At 66.0% G+C, this 15,168-nt stretch carries 17 protein-coding genes; 11 read left to right on the plus strand and 6 right to left on the minus strand.

Annotation, left to right across the window (positions count from 1 at the left end):
• The first annotated feature begins 29 nt into the window (after positions 1-29).
• From EOJ32_RS01235 to EOJ32_RS01255, 5 genes are read left to right on the plus strand one after another with little or no spacing between them, the layout of a single operon-like run.
• Positions 30-656, plus strand: a complete 627-nt coding sequence (locus tag EOJ32_RS01235; RefSeq protein WP_046000410.1) for a response regulator transcription factor — start codon at positions 30-32, stop codon at positions 654-656.
• Between the two features lie 9 nt (positions 657-665).
• Positions 666-1,178 carry a DUF2478 domain-containing protein gene (locus EOJ32_RS01240; RefSeq protein WP_046000411.1) on the plus strand — a complete coding sequence of 171 codons (513 nt, stop codon included), beginning with the start codon at positions 666-668 and terminating at the stop codon, positions 1,176-1,178.
• The gene (locus tag EOJ32_RS01245) at positions 1,175-1,438 is read left to right on the plus strand and encodes a sulfurtransferase TusA family protein (RefSeq protein WP_341872761.1); all 264 of its coding nucleotides are present in this window, start codon (positions 1,175-1,177) and stop codon (positions 1,436-1,438) included. Before EOJ32_RS01240 ends, EOJ32_RS01245 begins: the two co-directional genes overlap by 4 nt.
• A gap of 15 nt (positions 1,439-1,453) precedes the next feature.
• Complete coding sequence (gene mbfA, locus EOJ32_RS01250; protein WP_127899244.1) at positions 1,454-2,428, plus strand: iron exporter MbfA; 975 nt, start codon at positions 1,454-1,456, stop codon at positions 2,426-2,428.
• Between the two features lie 21 nt (positions 2,429-2,449).
• Positions 2,450-3,373 (plus strand): AEC family transporter, encoded by a 924-nt coding sequence (locus EOJ32_RS01255; protein WP_127897451.1) that lies wholly within the window; start codon positions 2,450-2,452, stop codon positions 3,371-3,373.
• On the opposite strand, the gene EOJ32_RS01260 is transcribed toward EOJ32_RS01255, so the two are convergent.
• Positions 3,370-4,659 carry a 4-aminobutyrate--2-oxoglutarate transaminase gene (locus EOJ32_RS01260; protein WP_127897452.1) on the minus strand — a complete coding sequence of 430 codons (1,290 nt, stop codon included), beginning with the start codon at positions 4,657-4,659 and terminating at the stop codon, positions 3,370-3,372. The genes EOJ32_RS01255 and EOJ32_RS01260 overlap by 4 nt on opposite strands.
• Positions 4,660-4,792: 133 nt before the next feature.
• On the opposite strand from EOJ32_RS01260, the gene EOJ32_RS01265 reads away from it, so the two are divergent.
• A complete protein-coding gene (locus tag EOJ32_RS01265) occupies positions 4,793-5,590 on the plus strand; it encodes a crotonase/enoyl-CoA hydratase family protein (protein ID WP_127897453.1) in 798 nt (265 codons plus the stop codon).
• Between the two features lie 88 nt (positions 5,591-5,678).
• On the opposite strand, the gene EOJ32_RS01270 is transcribed toward EOJ32_RS01265, so the two are convergent.
• Genes EOJ32_RS01270 through dapD form a run of 3 tightly spaced genes read right to left on the minus strand, consistent with a single transcriptional unit; the run spans position 5,679 to position 7,589 of the window.
• Positions 5,679-6,257, minus strand: a complete 579-nt coding sequence (locus EOJ32_RS01270; RefSeq protein ID WP_046000416.1) for an exopolysaccharide biosynthesis protein — start codon at positions 6,255-6,257, stop codon at positions 5,679-5,681.
• A gap of 55 nt (positions 6,258-6,312) precedes the next feature.
• Positions 6,313-6,768, minus strand: a complete 456-nt coding sequence (locus tag EOJ32_RS01275) for a YaiI/YqxD family protein (RefSeq protein ID WP_127897454.1) — start codon at positions 6,766-6,768, stop codon at positions 6,313-6,315.
• A complete protein-coding gene (gene dapD / locus EOJ32_RS01280) occupies positions 6,768-7,589 on the minus strand; it encodes a 2,3,4,5-tetrahydropyridine-2,6-dicarboxylate N-succinyltransferase (protein ID WP_127897455.1) in 822 nt (273 codons plus the stop codon). The genes EOJ32_RS01275 and dapD overlap by 1 nt, the downstream gene beginning before the upstream one ends.
• A gap of 105 nt (positions 7,590-7,694) precedes the next feature.
• Here dapD and EOJ32_RS01285 point away from each other — a divergent pair, with 105 nt between their 5' ends.
• Positions 7,695-8,525 (plus strand): LOG family protein, encoded by an 831-nt coding sequence (locus tag EOJ32_RS01285; RefSeq protein WP_046000418.1) that lies wholly within the window; start codon positions 7,695-7,697, stop codon positions 8,523-8,525.
• Positions 8,526-8,565: 40 nt separating this feature from the next.
• Positions 8,566-9,573: a ribosome small subunit-dependent GTPase A gene (gene rsgA / locus EOJ32_RS01290; protein WP_127897456.1), complete on the plus strand. Its 1,008-nt coding sequence runs from the start codon at positions 8,566-8,568 to the stop codon at positions 9,571-9,573.
• Between the two features lie 409 nt (positions 9,574-9,982).
• On the opposite strand, the gene rlmN is transcribed toward rsgA, so the two are convergent.
• Both rlmN and EOJ32_RS01300 read right to left on the minus strand, forming a co-directional pair.
• Complete coding sequence (gene rlmN, locus EOJ32_RS01295) at positions 9,983-11,167, minus strand: 23S rRNA (adenine(2503)-C(2))-methyltransferase RlmN (protein WP_045983077.1); 1,185 nt, start codon at positions 11,165-11,167, stop codon at positions 9,983-9,985.
• Positions 11,168-11,281: 114 nt separating this feature from the next.
• A complete protein-coding gene (locus EOJ32_RS01300; protein ID WP_045983064.1) occupies positions 11,282-11,803 on the minus strand; it encodes an invasion associated locus B family protein in 522 nt (173 codons plus the stop codon).
• 150 nt (positions 11,804-11,953) lie between these two features.
• On the opposite strand from EOJ32_RS01300, the gene EOJ32_RS01305 reads away from it, so the two are divergent.
• The 3 genes from EOJ32_RS01305 (at position 11,954) to EOJ32_RS01315 (ending at position 14,794) form a co-directional block, all read left to right on the plus strand.
• Positions 11,954-12,940, plus strand: coding sequence for an asparaginase (locus tag EOJ32_RS01305; protein WP_127897457.1), 987 nt, complete (start codon positions 11,954-11,956; stop codon positions 12,938-12,940).
• A gap of 202 nt (positions 12,941-13,142) precedes the next feature.
• Entirely contained in the window at positions 13,143-14,381 is a 1,239-nt protein-coding gene (locus EOJ32_RS01310) for a tyrosine-type recombinase/integrase (protein ID WP_127897458.1), read from the plus strand.
• A gap of 41 nt (positions 14,382-14,422) precedes the next feature.
• Complete coding sequence (locus tag EOJ32_RS01315) at positions 14,423-14,794, plus strand: hypothetical protein (protein ID WP_127897459.1); 372 nt, start codon at positions 14,423-14,425, stop codon at positions 14,792-14,794.
• Positions 14,795-15,168 lie beyond the last annotated feature (374 nt).

Raw genomic sequence — 15,168 nt, forward strand, 5'->3', positions numbered from 1 at the left:
ACCGCCAGCACTGAGGACAGGACGACCCCGTGACGAAACGCGCCTTGGTCATCGACGACCACCCGATCACCCATCTGGGCGCCAGCCGCCTGCTGCGCGATCTGGGCTATGACCCGGTGGGCCAGGCCATGTCCGGAGAGGAGGCGCTGGACCAGCTGACCCGCGACCCCGCCCCCGACCTGATCGTCCTGGACATCAGCCTGCCCGGCGCGGGTGGCCTGGACCTGGTCGCCCCGCTGCTGGCCGCCGCACCCGACGCGCGCATCCTGGTCTTCTCGATGAACGACCAGACCGGCTTTGCCGCCCGTGCCCTGCAGGCGGGCGCGCAGGGGTTCCTGTCCAAGAACGCCCCGCCGTCCGATTTCCGCGACGCCGTGCGCACGCTGGAGGCCGGAGAGTTCTATCTGGCCCCCAAGCAGGCGATGGCGCTGGCCACGCTGCGCGCGGGCGCCGCGGGCGACCCCCTGGGCGCGCTGTCGGACCGCGAACGCCAGGTCCTGGCCCTGATCGGACAGGGGCATGCGCTGCAGGCCATCGCGGATCAGCTGGGCGTCAGCTACAAGACCGCGGCCAACACCTCGTCGGCGCTCAAGAAGAAGCTGGGCGTGGACGGGATCAACGGCTTGATGAAATTCGCGCTGGACAGCGGCGTATAGGGGGTCGGCATGCTGGCTTGGTTCACGAACGACACCGACACGACGCCCGGCGCGGCCGACCTGGCGCTGGAGGCGCTGGCGGCGGACCTGCGCGCGCGCGGCCTGCCCGTGGCGGGGGCGGTGCAGCGCAACCTGGACCTGGGCCCCGACTGCGCCTGCGACATGGAGATGATCGTGCTGGGCGATCCCGGCGATCCGGTCCGCATCTCTCAGTCGCTTGGGCCGGGGGCGCAGGGCTGCAGGCTGGATACCGGCGCGCTCGAGGAGGCGGTGGCGCGCACCGCGCCCCGCCTGGCCGGCGCGGGCCTGGTGGTGATCCCCAAGTTCGGCCGGCAGGAGGCGATGGGCCGCGGCTTTCGTGACCTGATCGGCCAGGCGGTGGCCGACGGGCAGCCGGTGATCCTCTACGTGCCGCGCCAGCAGCAGGCGGCGTTCCTGGATTTCGCGGGCGATCTGGCGGTGCGGATCCGGCCCGACCAGCTGCGGTCCTGGTGCCTGGACCGATTCGCGGCGGCGTCGTGACGGACCTGGACGCGCGGGGGCTGCTGTGTCCCCTGCCGGTGCTGCGCCTGCGCAAGGCGCTGCTGGCGATGCCTGCGGGGGCGACCATACGGCTGATCGCGACGGACGACATGGCGATGGTCGATGTGCCGCATTTCTGCGGGCAGGCCGGGCATGCCATGATCGGGATGCGCGATCTGGGCGACGGCGTCACGGAATTCACGGTCAGGCGCGGCCCCGCGACCGGACAGGCAGCCGATCCTGCCCCCGAAGAGAGTTGAGCACCGACGATGACCATGCCCTTCCTGCCCTCGCGCAAGCGCCTGTCGGAGTTGACAGAGCAAGAGATCGTGGCCCTGGCCATCGCCTCCGAGGAGGATGACGCGCGCATCTATCGCAACTGGGCGGCGTTCCTGCGCAAGGACTATCCCGCCAGCGCCGCCGTGTTCGACGCCATGAGCGCCGAGGAGGACGGCCACCGTCGCCTGCTGCTGGACATGCACCAGCGCCGGTGGGGTGACGCCATCGCCGTGATCCGCCGCGAACATGTCGCGGGCTATGTCACCCGCCGCCCCGCCTGGATGATCGAGAACCTGTCGCTGGACCGCATCCGCGCCGAGGCCGCGGGCATGGAACGCGACGCGGCCGAGTTCTATGCCCATGCCGCCCAGGTCAGCCAGGACGCCGGCACGCGCAAGCTGCTGGGCGATCTGGCCGCCGCCGAGCGCGGCCACGAGAACCGCGCCCACGAGCTGACCGAACAGCTGCTGCCCGCCGATGCCCGCGCCGAGGAGGATGCCGTCGCCCATCGCGATTTCGTCCTGACCTGGGTCCAGCCGGGGCTGGCGGGGCTGATGGACGGCAGCGTGTCGACCCTGGCGCCGATCTTTGCGGTGGCGTTTGCCACGCAGAACCCCTGGACGACCTTCCTGGTGGGCGCCGCCGCCAGCATCGGCGCAGGCATCAGCATGGGCTTTACCGAGGCCGCATCCGATGACGGCGTGGTGTCGGGGCGTGGATCGCCGCTGAAGCGCGGACTGTCGTCGGGGGTGATGACCACCGTGGGCGGGATGGGGCACGCCCTGCCCTATCTGATTCCGGATTTCTGGACCGCCACCACCATCGCCATCATCGTCGTCTTCGTCGAGCTGTGGGCCATCGCCTGGATCCAGAACCGCTGGATGCAGACGCCCTTCTGGCGGGCCGTCTTGCAAGTCGTCGTGGGCGGTGGTCTGGTGCTGGCCGTTGGGGTGCTGATCGGATCGGGCTGACGGCCCCCGCCCGGGGGCCAGATGACCGAGATCCTGCTCAAGACCCTGCCCTTCTTTGCCCTGATCGGGCTAGGCTGGGTCGCCGCCGCCACGCGGTTCTTTCCCGCCCAGGGCGCGGCCTGGCTGACGAAGTTCGTGTTCTATTTCGCGCTGTCGGCGATGCTGTTCCGCTTTGCCGCGGGGGTCGATCTGGGTCGGCTGTTCGATCTGCGCTTCGTGCTGGCCTATCTGTCGGGATCGTCGGCGGTCTGGGCCGTGGGCCTGTGGGTCGCGCGCGCCCGCGGCCTGGGCCTGGCCGAGGCCGCGATGGAGGCGCAGTGCTGCATGATCGGCAACACCGGCTTTCTGGGCGTGCCGATGCTGGTCGTGCTGCTGGGGCCGGCGGCGATCGGGCCGGTGCTGATGGTGCTGATCATCGACATGCTGGTCTTTTCCACGTTGATCACGCTGATCGTGCATGCCTCGCGCAATGGCGGGGTCGGCGTCGCCGCGATTGTGCCGGTGCTGCGGGGGATCGCGGCCAACCCGATGATCCTGGCGATGGTCGCGGGCCTGTCCTGGGGCGGGCTGCGCCTGCCCATGCCCGCCCCCCTGGACGAATTCCTGTCGATCCTGGGGGCCGCCGCCACGCCGGGCGCGCTGTTCGCCATCGGCGCCAGCCTGGCGGGGCGCAGCTTGGCGCGGCTGGCCCCGTCGGCCTGGCTTTCGGGGGCCAAGCTGATCCTTCATCCGGCCGCGGTGGGGCTGGCGGCCTGGGCCTTCGGGGTCGATCCCGTGTCGGCAGGAGTCATGGTGGTCGCGGCGGGCCTGCCGGTCGCGGGCAACGTCTATATCCTGGCCCAGCATTTCGGGCTGGCGCAGCAGCGGGTGTCGACCGCGATCCTGATCTCGACCGCGGCCAGCATCCTGACCATCCCCGCGCTGATCCTGATGATCGGGGCCTAGTCCCGCGCTGCCAGCATCGCCTCCTCCAGGATGTCCAGCGCCTGCGCGAATTGGTCGTCCGGGATGGTGATTGGCGCCAGGAAGCGGATCACGTTGCCATGCACCCCGCAGGTCAGCAGCAGGAGCCCCCGCGCCAGCGCCTGTTCGCGCACCCGCGCGGTCAGGCCCGCATCGGGCCCGTCCGGCCCGATGAACTCGGCCGCGACCATGAAGCCCGGGCCCCGGATGTCGGCCAGTTCCGGCATGCGGGGCCGTATCGCCTCCAGCCGCGCCTTCAGCGCCGCGCCCAGGCGGTCGGCGCGTTCGCACAGGCCCTCCCCCTCGATCACGTCCAGCACCGCCAGGCCCGCAGCAATGCCCAGGGGATTGCCGCCATAGGTGCCGCCCAAACCCCCCGGCTCGGCCGCATCCATGATCTCGGCCCGGCCGGTCACCGCGGCGATGGGCAGCCCGCCGCCCAGCCCCTTGGCCATGGTCACCAGGTCGGCGGCAACGCCGTGATGCTCCATCGCGAACAGGCGGCCGGTGCGGGCGAACCCGGTCTGCACCTCGTCCGCGATCATCAAGATGCCATGCCGGTCGCACAGCGCGCGGATCGCCACGACGAAATCGGTGGGCGCGGGATAGAAGCCCCCCTCGCCCTGCACCGGCTCGAACACGATGGCGGCGACGCGGGCGGGGTCCAGGTCGGCCTTGAACAGCTTGTCGATGGCGGCAAGGCTGTCTTCGGTGGTGACCCCATGCAGCGGGCAGGGGAAGGGCGCGTGGAAGACGTCGGGCATCATGCCGCCGAAGCCCTTCTTGTAGGGGACGACCTTGCCGGTCAGCGTCATGCCCATGAAGGTCCGCCCGTGGAACGCGCCGGTGAAGGCGATCACCGCATCGCGTTTCGTGGCCGCGCGGGCGATCTTGACCGCGTTCTCGCAGGCCTCGGCTCCGGTGGTGATAAAGATCGTCTTCTTGGCGAAATCGCCGGGGGTGGCGTCGTTCAGGCGCTCGGCCAGGCGGACATAGTTCTCATAGGGCAGAACCTGGTGGCAGGTATGCGTGAACGCGTCCAGCTGGGCGCGCACGGCCTCGATCACGCGGGGGTGGCGGTGGCCGGTGTTCACGACCGCGATGCCGGCGGCGAAATCGATCAGGCGGTTGCCCTCGATGTCGGTGACGGTGGCGTTTTCGGCATGTGCCGCGAAATGGTCGGTCATCACGCCCACGCCGCGGGCCATGGCGGCGCGGCGGCGGGCGGCGGTTGCCGCGTTGGTCGCGGCGGCGGTCAGGTCCTTCATGGTGCATCCCTCCCTGGATGGATGGTCCAAGGGTGATCCTTTCGCACGCGTTTGCCAACGGCGAACTTCGCCTCGACGCAGGCGGCGGGGCGGGCTATCCCCGGACGCGCACGTTCAAGGGAGGGAACCGGACATGCGCGACATCGCGGATCTGAGGCTGTCGAACATCCTGCTGGCGGTGGATGACGAGGGCATCGCCCGCGTCACCCTGAACCGCCCGGCCAAGCGCAACGCGCTGGACCTGGCCACCATCGAGGAGCTGATCGACATCTTCACCACCCTGCCGCGCGCAGGCGTGCGCGCCGCGATCCTGGACGCGGCGGGCGATCATTTCTGCGCGGGGCTGGACCTGGTGGAACACCACCGCGAGGATCGCAGCGCCGCCGATTTCATGCAGGTCTGCCTGCGCTGGCACGATGCGTTCAACCGGATGGAATATGGCGGCGTGCCGGTCATCGCCGTCCTGCAGGGGGCGGTCGTGGGCGGCGGGCTGGAACTGGCCAGCGCCGCGCATATCCGCGTGGCGGGGCCCGGCACCTATTTCGGCCTCCCAGAGGGGCAGCGCGGCCTGTTCACGGGCGGCGGCGCCACGATCCGCGTGGCCGACCTGATCGGCAAGGCGCGGATGATCGACATGATGCTGTCCGGCCGCCTGTACCGCGGAGACGAGGCCGTGTCGGTGGGCCTGTGCCAGTACATGGTCGACGACCCGGCGGCCCACGCCCTGCAGATCGCGCGCAAGGCCGCGCAGAACCCGCCGCTGTCGAACTTTGCCATCTGCTCGGCCATCAGCCACATGCAGAACATGAGCGCGCTGGACGCCGCCTATGCCGAGGCCGCCGTGGCCGGCGTCGTGAACACCCAGGCCGAGGCCCGCGACCGCCTGGCGGCCTTTGCCGGCGGAACCGCGGACAAGATCAAGCCCGCCTGACGGGGGCGCCATGTCGCGTCGCGGGCCTTGGGCCCGTGCCGCGGCAGCGGTCGGCCGGGGCTCGATGCCCCGGCCGACCGCTCCTCGCTCAGGGCATCAGGGTCAGGACCAGCGTGACCACCCCGCCGATCGCCAGGAACCCCAGCAGCACGAAGACCCCGTCCCGCGCCAGCAGGCCGAACGCCAGCAGGCTGACCACCACGCCCATCAGCGACGAGGTGAAGGGAATGAATTCCAGCAGCGGCATCACCAGCCCGCAGCACAGGCAGATTCCCTGCACGATCCAGCGCATGGGCCGGCGCACCAGCGGGGTCAGCCGCTCGTGGCTGACCCGGTCCAGGAACCGCGCGGGCTTCTCCATCCAGTCAAGCGCCTTGCGCAACCGGTCGCCGGACACCTGCCGCCGCATCAGGAAGCCCGGCAGCCAGACGTGATCGCGACCGATCAGCATCTGCGCCGACACCAGCGCGATCAGCAGGCCGCAGATGCTGGAGAACAGCGGCACGCCCGACAGGGGCGACGCCACCGCAAAGGCCGGGATCATCAGGTTGGGGGGCAGCGAATCCTGGCCCAGGGCCTCGGCGATCTGTCCGACGCTGACCTTGTCGCCCTCGGCCCCCTTGCGCACGCGGCCGACCAGATCGGTGATGACGGTGTCATCGCTCATCGCATTCTCCTGCTTGTCGGGGGTGCAACGCATGGACGCGTCGCGGGGTCCGCGCTCAGCCCGCGCGGCGTGCGGCGGTCAGCAACCGGTCCAGCGACTGCAGGAACCGTGCCCGGTCGGCCTTGCCGAACCCCGCCCCGCCGCCCTTTTGGAACGGGTCCGCCGCGCGGATGTCGGCCATCAGGTCGCGCGTGGCCAGCCGTGGGCCGATGTTGCGCACGTCCAGCACCTCTCCGGCATGGGTCAGCACCGCCGCCCCCGCCTTGATGCAGCGATCCGCCAGCGGCAGGTCACCCGTCACCACCACGTCACCGGGACCGCAGCTATCGGCGATCCACTTGTCGGCCTCGTCGGGGCCCGCGGACACGATCTGCAGCCGGACCAGCGGATGCGTGGGCATCCTGAGGCCCCCGTTGCAGACCAGCACCATGGGCACACCCATGCGGACGGCCACCCGCTCGGCCTCGGCCTTGACCGGGCAGGCATCCGCATCGATGAACAGCGTGGTCATCAGTCGCGCAGCAGCTCGTTGATGGATGTCTTGGACCGCGTCTGCGCGTCGACACGCTTGACGATCACCGCACAGTACAGGTTCACGCCGTTCTTGGACGGCATCGTGCCAGACACCACGACCGACCCCGCCGGAACCTCGCCATAGGTCACGCTGCCCGTCTCGCGGTCGACGATCTTGGTCGACTGGCCGATATAGACGCCCATCCCCAGGACCGATCCCTCGCGCACGATGCAGCCCTCGACCACCTCCGAACGCGCGCCGATGAAGCAGTCGTCCTCGATGATCGTCGGCCCCGCCTGCAGCGGCTCCAGCACGCCGCCGATGCCCACGCCGCCCGACAGGTGGACGTTACGGCCGATCTGCGCGCAGGACCCGACGGTGGCCCAGGTGTCGATCATCGCGCCCTCGCCCACATGGGCGCCCAGGTTGACAAAGGACGGCATCAGAACCGCGCCCTTGCCGACGAACGCCGATCGCCGCACGATCGCGCCCGGCACGGCGCGGAACCCCGCCCGGCGCCAGTCGTCCTGGGTCCAGCCATGGAACTTGGACGGAACCTTGTCCCACCACGAGGTGCCCTGCGGACCGCCGGCCATCTCCTCCATGTCGTTCAGGCGGAAGGACAGCAGCACCGCCTTTTTCGCCCACTGGTTCACGTGCCAGTCGGCGCCGCGCTTTTCGGCCACGCGCAGGGCACCGCTGTCCAGCTGGTGCAGGGTCTCGCGCACGGCCTCGCGGGCGGCGCCCTGCGTGTCGGGGGTGATCTCAGCGCGGGCCTCCCACGCGGTTTCGATGGCTTGTTCCAGGTCTTGGGTCATCTTGGCCTCTTGCTGCTGTCGCGTCCGGGTGGAAACTGTTGCCTGTGGGCTATAAGCATCAACCAATGCCCGCGCAATCCGCGCATCCCCCACCCCGAGGCCTTGATGACCGATACGACCGAACAGGACCGCGCCCACACCCTGCCCGCCAGCAGCCGCGACGCGGCCCGCGCCCGGCACGTGCCCGACACGCCCCAGACCCGTGCGCCGTCCTATCAGCTGGCCTTCAGCGACCGCGACTTTCTGCTGCGCGAGGAGCTGCGCCCCGTCCGCCTGCAGCTGGAACTGCTGAAGCCCCAGATGATCATGGACGAACACGGCATCGAATCCACCGTGGTGATGTTCGGCGGCGCGCGCATCCCGGCGCCCGACGGCGCGGCCCGCGACGCCCGCAGCCCGGCCTTGGCCGAACTGTCGAAATACTATACCGAGGCGCGCCTGTTCGCCCGCCTGATGACCGAACGCAGCCTGGCGCAGGGCGGCAAGGACCTGGTCATCTGCACCGGCGGCGGCCCCGGCGTCATGGAGGCGGGCAACCTGGGCGCGCAGGAGGTCGGCGGCCAGTCGATCGGCCTGGGCATCGTGCTGCCGCACGAGCAGGCGCCCAACCCCTATGTCACGCCGGACCTGTGCTTCAACTTCCACTATTTCGCGATCCGCAAGATGCATTTCCTGATGCGCGCCCGCGCGATCACGGTCTTCCCCGGCGGCTTCGGCACCCTGGACGAGCTGTTCGAGGCGCTGACCCTGATCCAGACCGGCCGCATGGCCCGCATCCCGGTCCTGCTGTTCGGGGCCGAATTCTGGGACGGCATCATCAACTGGCAGGCCCTGGCCCGCGCCGGCACGATCAGCGCGTCCGACCTGGACCTGATCCGCTATGTCGAGACCGCGGACGAGGCCGTGGCGATCATCGACGCCTGGTCGCCGGAATGAAACGCTTGCATCGCGCCCGTGGCCCGATCATGCAGATCGCATGACACGCGCGCTGGACGATCTGGGCTGGGGGCCCTTCTTTGCCGATCAGGTCACCGATGACGATGCGGGGCTGGTGCCCATGCGCATCGCCGCGGTGCACCGGTCGCGGCTGATGGCCGAAACCGGGGCGGGCCAGGTCCGGCTGGACCTGCCGCTGCATGCCACGACCGCAGACTATGCGGTGGGCGACTGGGTGCTGGCCAAGGGCGACACGCGCGTGGTGGCCCGCCTGCTGGACCGCCGCGCCCTGCTGCGCCGCCGGACCGAGGGGGCTGATGCCCGCCAGCTGATCGCCGCCAACGTGGACACGCTGTTCGTGGTCACGTCGTGCAACGATGATTTCAACCCGGCGCGGCTGGAACGCTATCTGGCCCTGGCGAACGAGGCCGGGACGGACCCGGTGATCGTGCTGACCAAGATCGACAAGGTCGACGACCCGTCGGACTGGGTCGACCGCGCCCGCACCCTGCAGCGCGGGCTGCAGGTCGTGGCGCTGAACGCCAAGTCGCCCGATGCGGCGGCCGTGCTGGCACCCTGGTGCGGACCGGGGCGGACGGTCGCGCTGGTGGGTTCGTCCGGGGTGGGCAAATCGACGCTGCTGAACACGCTGTCGGGCCGCGATGCCCAGGTCACAGGCGAGATCCGCGAATCGGACGCCAAAGGGCGGCACACCACCACCGCGCGGTCGCTGCATCCGGTGGCGGGCGGGGGCTGGGTCATCGACACGCCCGGCATGCGCACGCTGCACGTGGCCGATGTCGCCGTGGGCATCGAGATGCTGTTCGCCGAGATCACCGAACTGGCCCCCCATTGCCGGTTCCGCGACTGCACCCATGCGCATGAACCGGGCTGCGCGGTGCAGGCGGCCGTGCGCGCCGGCACGCTGGACGCGGACCGTCTGGAACGCTGGCGCAAGCTGCACGACGAGAACCGCGACAACACCCCCGTCCAGACCGGGCCCCGCGGCAACCGCACCACCCTGCCCCGCGGCGGCAGGCGGCGCTGACGGTCATTGCTACCGCAATTGTGCCAAACGAGTTGTGGGAGGGTCGTCCCTTGGCGGACGTTTCCCGGTTTGGGTATCCCCTGCTGCTGCAAACGTCGTTGAAGAATCTAGGGCAAAAACTGCAACCCGCTCCACGTCGGCAAACATCGCCTTTGAAGCTATGCCAAAAATGCGACGAACAGGGCCAAGGGTCACGCGCCAGAACGGCTGATGCGTAGGCGAGGCCAAACGCATCGAAGACAGGTCTCTGGACTGGTCTGGTCGACGGGCAAAAACTCCCGTGACGCCGCGGCGGCGATCACCGTCAAACGCACTGTAGAGCGTGCCATCCGCACAGGAGGTCGCCGTCGAGCAGCCTGCCGGTGGCAGGTGCCGTGACCGGCCCTGCGCCAGGTTCAGACGGGCTGTTCTAGGCGGTTTCCGCCGCGATCTGGGCGCGGGACTTGCGGCCGCGTTCTGTCGCGGATTTCAGCTGGCCGCAGGCGGCCATGATGTCCTCTCCGCGCGGGGTGCGGATCGGGCTGGCATAGCCCGCATTGTGGATGATGTTCGCGAAGGCATGGATGCGGTTGTTGCTGGACCGCTTGTAGGGCGCGCCTGGCCATTCGTTGAACGGGATCAGGTTGATCTTGGCCGGGATGCCCTCGATCAGCTTGACCAGGCGGTGCGCGTCCTCGTCGCTGTCGTTCACGCCCGCCAGCATCACGTATTCAAAGGTGATCCGCTCGCTGTTGGTCAGGCGGGGATAGTCCCGCAGCGCGGCCAGCAGCGTCTCGATGTTCCAGCGCTTGTTGATGGGCACCAGGCGGTCGCGGACCTCGTCCGTCGTGGCGTGGAAGCTGACGGCCAGCAGGCAGCCGATCTCCTGCGCGGTGCGGGCGATCTCGGGGACGACGCCGCTGGTCGACAGGGTGATGCGGCGGCGCGACAGGGACAGGCCTTCGTTGTCCATCACGACCTTCATCGCGTCGCGGACGTTCTCGAAATTGTACAGCGGCTCGCCCATGCCCATCAGGACGATGTTGCTGATCAGCCGCGTCTCGTCCTTGGGGGCGCCCTGGACGGGCCATTCGCCCAGATCGTCGCGCGCCAGCATCAGCTGGCCGACGATTTCCCCGGGCGTCAGGTTGCGCACCAGCTTCTGCGTGCCGGTATGGCAGAACGAACAGGTCAGCGTGCAGCCCACCTGGCTGCTGACGCAGAGCGTGCCGCGGCCCTCCTCGGGGATGTAGACGACCTCGACCTCGTGGCCACCGGCGATGCGGACCAGGTACTTGCGCGTGCCGTCGCTGCTGACCTGACGGGTCACCATCTCGGGCAGGGTGATCTCGAAATTGGCCGCCAGCAGGGCGCGGTAATCCTTGGCCAGGTTGGTCATCTGCGCGAAATCGCGCACGCCCCAGTGATAGACCCACTGCCAGACCTGGCCCACGCGCATCTTGGCCTGACGCTCGGGCGTGCCCGCCGCGACCAGGGCGTCCAGCAGCTGCGCACGCGTCAGGCCGACGATGTTCGTCAGCCCGCCCTGGGGCAGCTTGCGCGGAAGCGTCATCACGTCCTGCGTGATCGGCGCAGACGGGGTCTGATCGGTCATGAAGATCACCGGTGTTGGAACGGCCCAAGGGGCGAAAGACAGCCACATATGCGAAAGCGGGCCCGAAATCAACCGGCCCGCCCCCCTGGTCCCGTCAGGACTGCAACCTTGCGGTTACTGGCAGCGCTCGCGTGCGCTGTTGGTCGCGGCGGTGATGCCCGACAGGCTGAACGTGTCCTTGGTCGTGGTGCCGCGTGCCGAACGGCCGGTCACGACCGCCGACGAGCCGCCGCGAAGGGCCGCGATCATCGCCTCGTCGTCGGACGGGCTGCCTGTCCAGGCGCTCTCGCCCTCGGTGAACAGGTTGAACGTGCGGCCGCCCACATCGACCTCGACCGTCGAATCCGGGGCGAAGGGATAGCCGCCACTGAAGCTGACCTCTCCGTTCTGGCCGGGACGGTAGGCGACGTACAGACGAATGTCGCCGCGCGTCACCTCGGCCGGCTGGCCGTCGCGGGTGTTCAGGGTAGATTTCGGGGGCGAGACGGCCCAGCATTCGCGCGGATTGTCGGCCGCGAAGACGGTCCAGTCCCCTTCGGTCGCCACGACATTGCTGGACTCTTGTGCAACCGCCGCGCCCAGTCCGGCGATCAGGACAAGGCTGGCGCCCATGCCGCGCAGGGTGGTGGTAATCATGCTCTGGCCTCCTGCCAATTCAATTCGCCGCTTCGCCCGGCGTTCTTCCTGATTGCTGTGGTCTTTTCAACCATCTGTCGTCAGGATAGCGAAAATCGCCGCCCGTTAAAGGCTGCGCAAGCACAATCGCGCAATTGTCAGGGAGAAAACATGCGGTCCGCAGAAATGATCGAACTGTGGCGCGGCGACATGCGCGAAAGCCTGCATGCCGGCCATGCCGTGATCTGCGATGCCCATGGCGTGGTCGAGGCCTGGGGACGACCCGGGCAGGTGATCTATCCGCGGTCGTCGTGCAAGATGATCCAGGCGCTGCCGCTGATGGAAAGCGGGGCCGCCGATGCGGCGGGCCTGACAGACCGCCAGCTAGCCCTGGCCTGCGCCAGCCATTCGGGGGCGGCGATGCATGTCGCGGCCGTGGACGGCTGGCTGACCGGGCTGGGCCTGGGCGAGCCCGACCTGCGCTGCGGCAGCCACATGCCGCGCGACGCGGAGGAGAACCGCCGCCTGACCTGTTCGGACAGCGCGCCCTGCCAGCTGCACAACAACTGTTCGGGCAAGCATGCGGGCTTTCTGACGCTGAACCGCCACCTGAAGGGCGGGCCGGATTATGTCGAGCCCGACCACCCGGTCCAGCGCGCCGTCAAGGAGGCCTTCGAGGCAGTCACCGACGAGGAGAGCCCCGGTTTCGGCATCGACGGCTGTTCGGCCCCGAACTGGGCCTGCACGGTCGAGGGGCTGGCCCGCGCGATGGCGCGGTTCGCCAATCCCGGAACGGACAGGCGCGGCCAAGCCATGCGGCGGCTGGTGGACGCGATGCGCAGCCACCCCGAGATGGTCGCGGGCGAGGGTCGGTCCTGCACCGAGTTGATGCGCGCGATGGGGGGCGTCGCGGCGATCAAGACCGGGGCCGAGGCGGTGTTCGTGGCGATCCTGCCCGACCAGGGCCTGGGCGTCGCGCTGAAGATCACCGATGGCGGCACCCGCGCCAGCGAGGCCGCGATCACCGCGCTGCTGATCCACCTAGGCGTGCTGGATGCGGCCCATCCGGCGGCGCAGGCGCTTCTGGACGGACCGATCCTGAACTGTCGCGGCATGGTCACGGGCAACCTGCGCCGCGCGCCGGGCTTTCCCGCCTGAGGGCCGTCACATCCCCGACATGGAGCCGTGCTTTACTGTGCGGCACGGGATGCCCCCGTCCCGTTCCCGTGCCCCGAACCGGCGCCCCTTGGCAGAGCGGGCGCCGGATGCACTCTAAGCCTATGGACTCCTGAAATTATATTGATCTACAACAGGTTGTTGTGGTTGGTGTAGGTGGGAATCGTAGGTGGTAGTTGTCAATATGGCACAATATCTGGTCAAGCAACGTAACGGGTACTACGCCACACTAGAGATACCCAAGAACCTACGTGCCAAGCTAGGCAAGGTCCGGTTCAAGCAGTCATTGCAAACTGACTCCCTCAAGGTAGCTGAGGTCAGGAAACACGCTCTCGTCTCACGCTGGAAGGCAGAGATTGAAGCAGCGCGAAACAACCTTTCAGAGACTGATTTGGCCTTTTTGGTGAAGGTGCAGAGGGATGCCCGTAAGAAGGATGATCCACCTAAGCTGACCAGTGAAATGATTCAGCACATTATGAATGTTGTAGGTCCGGCGTCAGCCCTGTCAGACACTGAAAAAACAGAGATAGACGAGATTGCTACGGGAAAGACTGTTCTCCTTAAGCAGTTCATCAATGACTACAATAAATCACTCACCTACATAGAAGAAAAGACTAAGGATATTCGTATCTCTGATGTCAAACGCTTCTCAGAACAGTTCAAATACGCCAAAGACGCTACAAAGAAGGCTGTTAAGGATTGGGTAGAGATTAACCTGATTGCTGAACAAGGCTTATCCCTGCTTAGTTGTAGGAAGATCGTCTCTAACTCACGTCAGTACTGGAAATACCTACAAGACAAGAAAGACCTAAACCTACCTGATCCTTTTGACGATGTAGTGCCTGCTAGGTTGACTACTCAAAAGAAGATCAATGCAGAAAGCCGCAAACACTTTGAGGTAGACGACTATAAGAAGCTGATAGTAGCCACGAAAGACCCTCAGATGATCGCTCTGATACAAATTGCAGCGTACACCGGATGCCGCCTAGAGGAGATTTGCTCTCTCAAGACCAGTGATGTGAAGAAAGACAGGCTAGTTATCCAAGATGCTAAGACTAAATCAGGACTAAGAACTATCCCCATACACAAAGACATTGCGAGCCTTATAGCCTCACTGGTGAAGGGTTCTGTAGATGGGTACGTTCTGTCCGGTCTTACTGAAAACAAGTACGGGGACAGGTCCAATGCTATTGGAAAACGGTTTGGTAGGATCAAAACTAACTGTGGGTACGGTCCAGACCTAGTATTCCACTCTTTCCGTAAATCCGTAGCTAGTCAGCTTGAGGCTGCTGGTATAGATGAACTGATCGCTGCAAGGTTGCTAGGTCACAAGATCACTACTATGTCTTACGGCAGGTACTCTAGCGGCAATACCCCTTTCCCTAAGCTACAAGAAGCGATCAACACACTAGATTGGAGTTAACTATGAGTGATCTAAGGAAACTGAGACAGCAGCAAGCAGCTATGGCAATGAAAGTTGCCCTACAGATCGAAAAAGACAGTGAAGCACTCAAAAAGACGCTCACAGAAGTAGCGGACACCTCCGGCAAGACGTTTGAGGAACTGGTTGCCATTATAGATACGGCGCACAATATCTGTGAAGAAACAGACCAATCCATTTACGAACTGTTGAAAGTCAAGCAGCCCGAAGGCGTCACGAAAGCTAACAAAGCCCGTGATGATGATAGCAAAGCGCTGTCGGAATGGAGAAGCAAAAATGATGGTAGGGCGTTTACCAACCCTGCTGGCAAGACTTATGTCGTCGGCAAGTTTGGAAGGCTTCCAAATTGGGTAGTTGAGGCAGTTAACGCCGGAACGATCACAGAGAAGCCCTAGAAGGCACCGTACAGCGGCAGAACACTATCTCTGTAGACCACCCTACCTGACAGTGCTATTGCCGCTGTGCGCCCCAAACTTTATTTGATGTAGTGACATGACAGACCCTTGAACGGGTAGGGTTCAGTCCTATATTCCCTAGCGGAGCGCAATACTATAGTAATCACGCTACAGATTGGATTAATCATCACTCAGTTATGAATAACAAAGATTACTGTAGTAACTAACTATAGTTATCGAATGTGTAGGAATTATTCATAGCTGATACGGTTACTGCTAGTGCTGATGCGATGTAGAGAAAACTAAAAATCATTGATTCATTCCTTCATGATAGAAAAAGTCCCTACAGCTATTTAGTGCTGTAGGGATATATT

The sequence above is a fragment of the Paracoccus sp. Arc7-R13 genome (assembly GCF_004010775.1).
Lineage (GTDB): Bacteria > Pseudomonadota > Alphaproteobacteria > Rhodobacterales > Rhodobacteraceae > Paracoccus > Paracoccus marcusii.

Bases quoted from the DNA above. Each gene is read 5' to 3' on its own strand.
- EOJ32_RS01255 (WP_127897451.1), top strand. From the start codon at position 2,450: ATGACCGAGATCCTGCTCAAGACCCTGCCCTTCTTTGCCCTGATCGGG.
- mbfA (WP_127899244.1), top strand. From the start codon at position 1,454: ATGCCCTTCCTGCCCTCGCGCAAGCGCCTGTCGGAGTTGACAGAGCAA.
- EOJ32_RS01275 (WP_127897454.1), bottom strand. From the start codon at position 6,768: ATGACCACGCTGTTCATCGATGCGGATGCCTGCCCGGTCAAGGCCGAG.
- dapD (WP_127897455.1), bottom strand. From the start codon at position 7,589: ATGACCCAAGACCTGGAACAAGCCATCGAAACCGCGTGGGAGGCCCGC.
- EOJ32_RS01270 (WP_046000416.1), bottom strand. From the start codon at position 6,257: ATGAGCGATGACACCGTCATCACCGATCTGGTCGGCCGCGTGCGCAAG.
- EOJ32_RS01315 (WP_127897459.1), top strand. From the start codon at position 14,423: ATGGCAATGAAAGTTGCCCTACAGATCGAAAAAGACAGTGAAGCACTC.
- EOJ32_RS01305 (WP_127897457.1), top strand. From the start codon at position 11,954: ATGCGGTCCGCAGAAATGATCGAACTGTGGCGCGGCGACATGCGCGAA.
- EOJ32_RS01310 (WP_127897458.1), top strand. From the start codon at position 13,143: ATGGCACAATATCTGGTCAAGCAACGTAACGGGTACTACGCCACACTA.
- EOJ32_RS01240 (WP_046000411.1), top strand. From the start codon at position 666: ATGCTGGCTTGGTTCACGAACGACACCGACACGACGCCCGGCGCGGCC.
- EOJ32_RS01260 (WP_127897452.1), bottom strand. From the start codon at position 4,659: ATGAAGGACCTGACCGCCGCCGCGACCAACGCGGCAACCGCCGCCCGC.
- EOJ32_RS01265 (WP_127897453.1), top strand. From the start codon at position 4,793: ATGCGCGACATCGCGGATCTGAGGCTGTCGAACATCCTGCTGGCGGTG.
- EOJ32_RS01300 (WP_045983064.1), bottom strand. From the start codon at position 11,803: ATGATTACCACCACCCTGCGCGGCATGGGCGCCAGCCTTGTCCTGATC.
- rsgA (WP_127897456.1), top strand. From the start codon at position 8,566: ATGACACGCGCGCTGGACGATCTGGGCTGGGGGCCCTTCTTTGCCGAT.
- rlmN (WP_045983077.1), bottom strand. From the start codon at position 11,167: ATGACCGATCAGACCCCGTCTGCGCCGATCACGCAGGACGTGATGACG.
- EOJ32_RS01285 (WP_046000418.1), top strand. From the start codon at position 7,695: ATGACCGATACGACCGAACAGGACCGCGCCCACACCCTGCCCGCCAGC.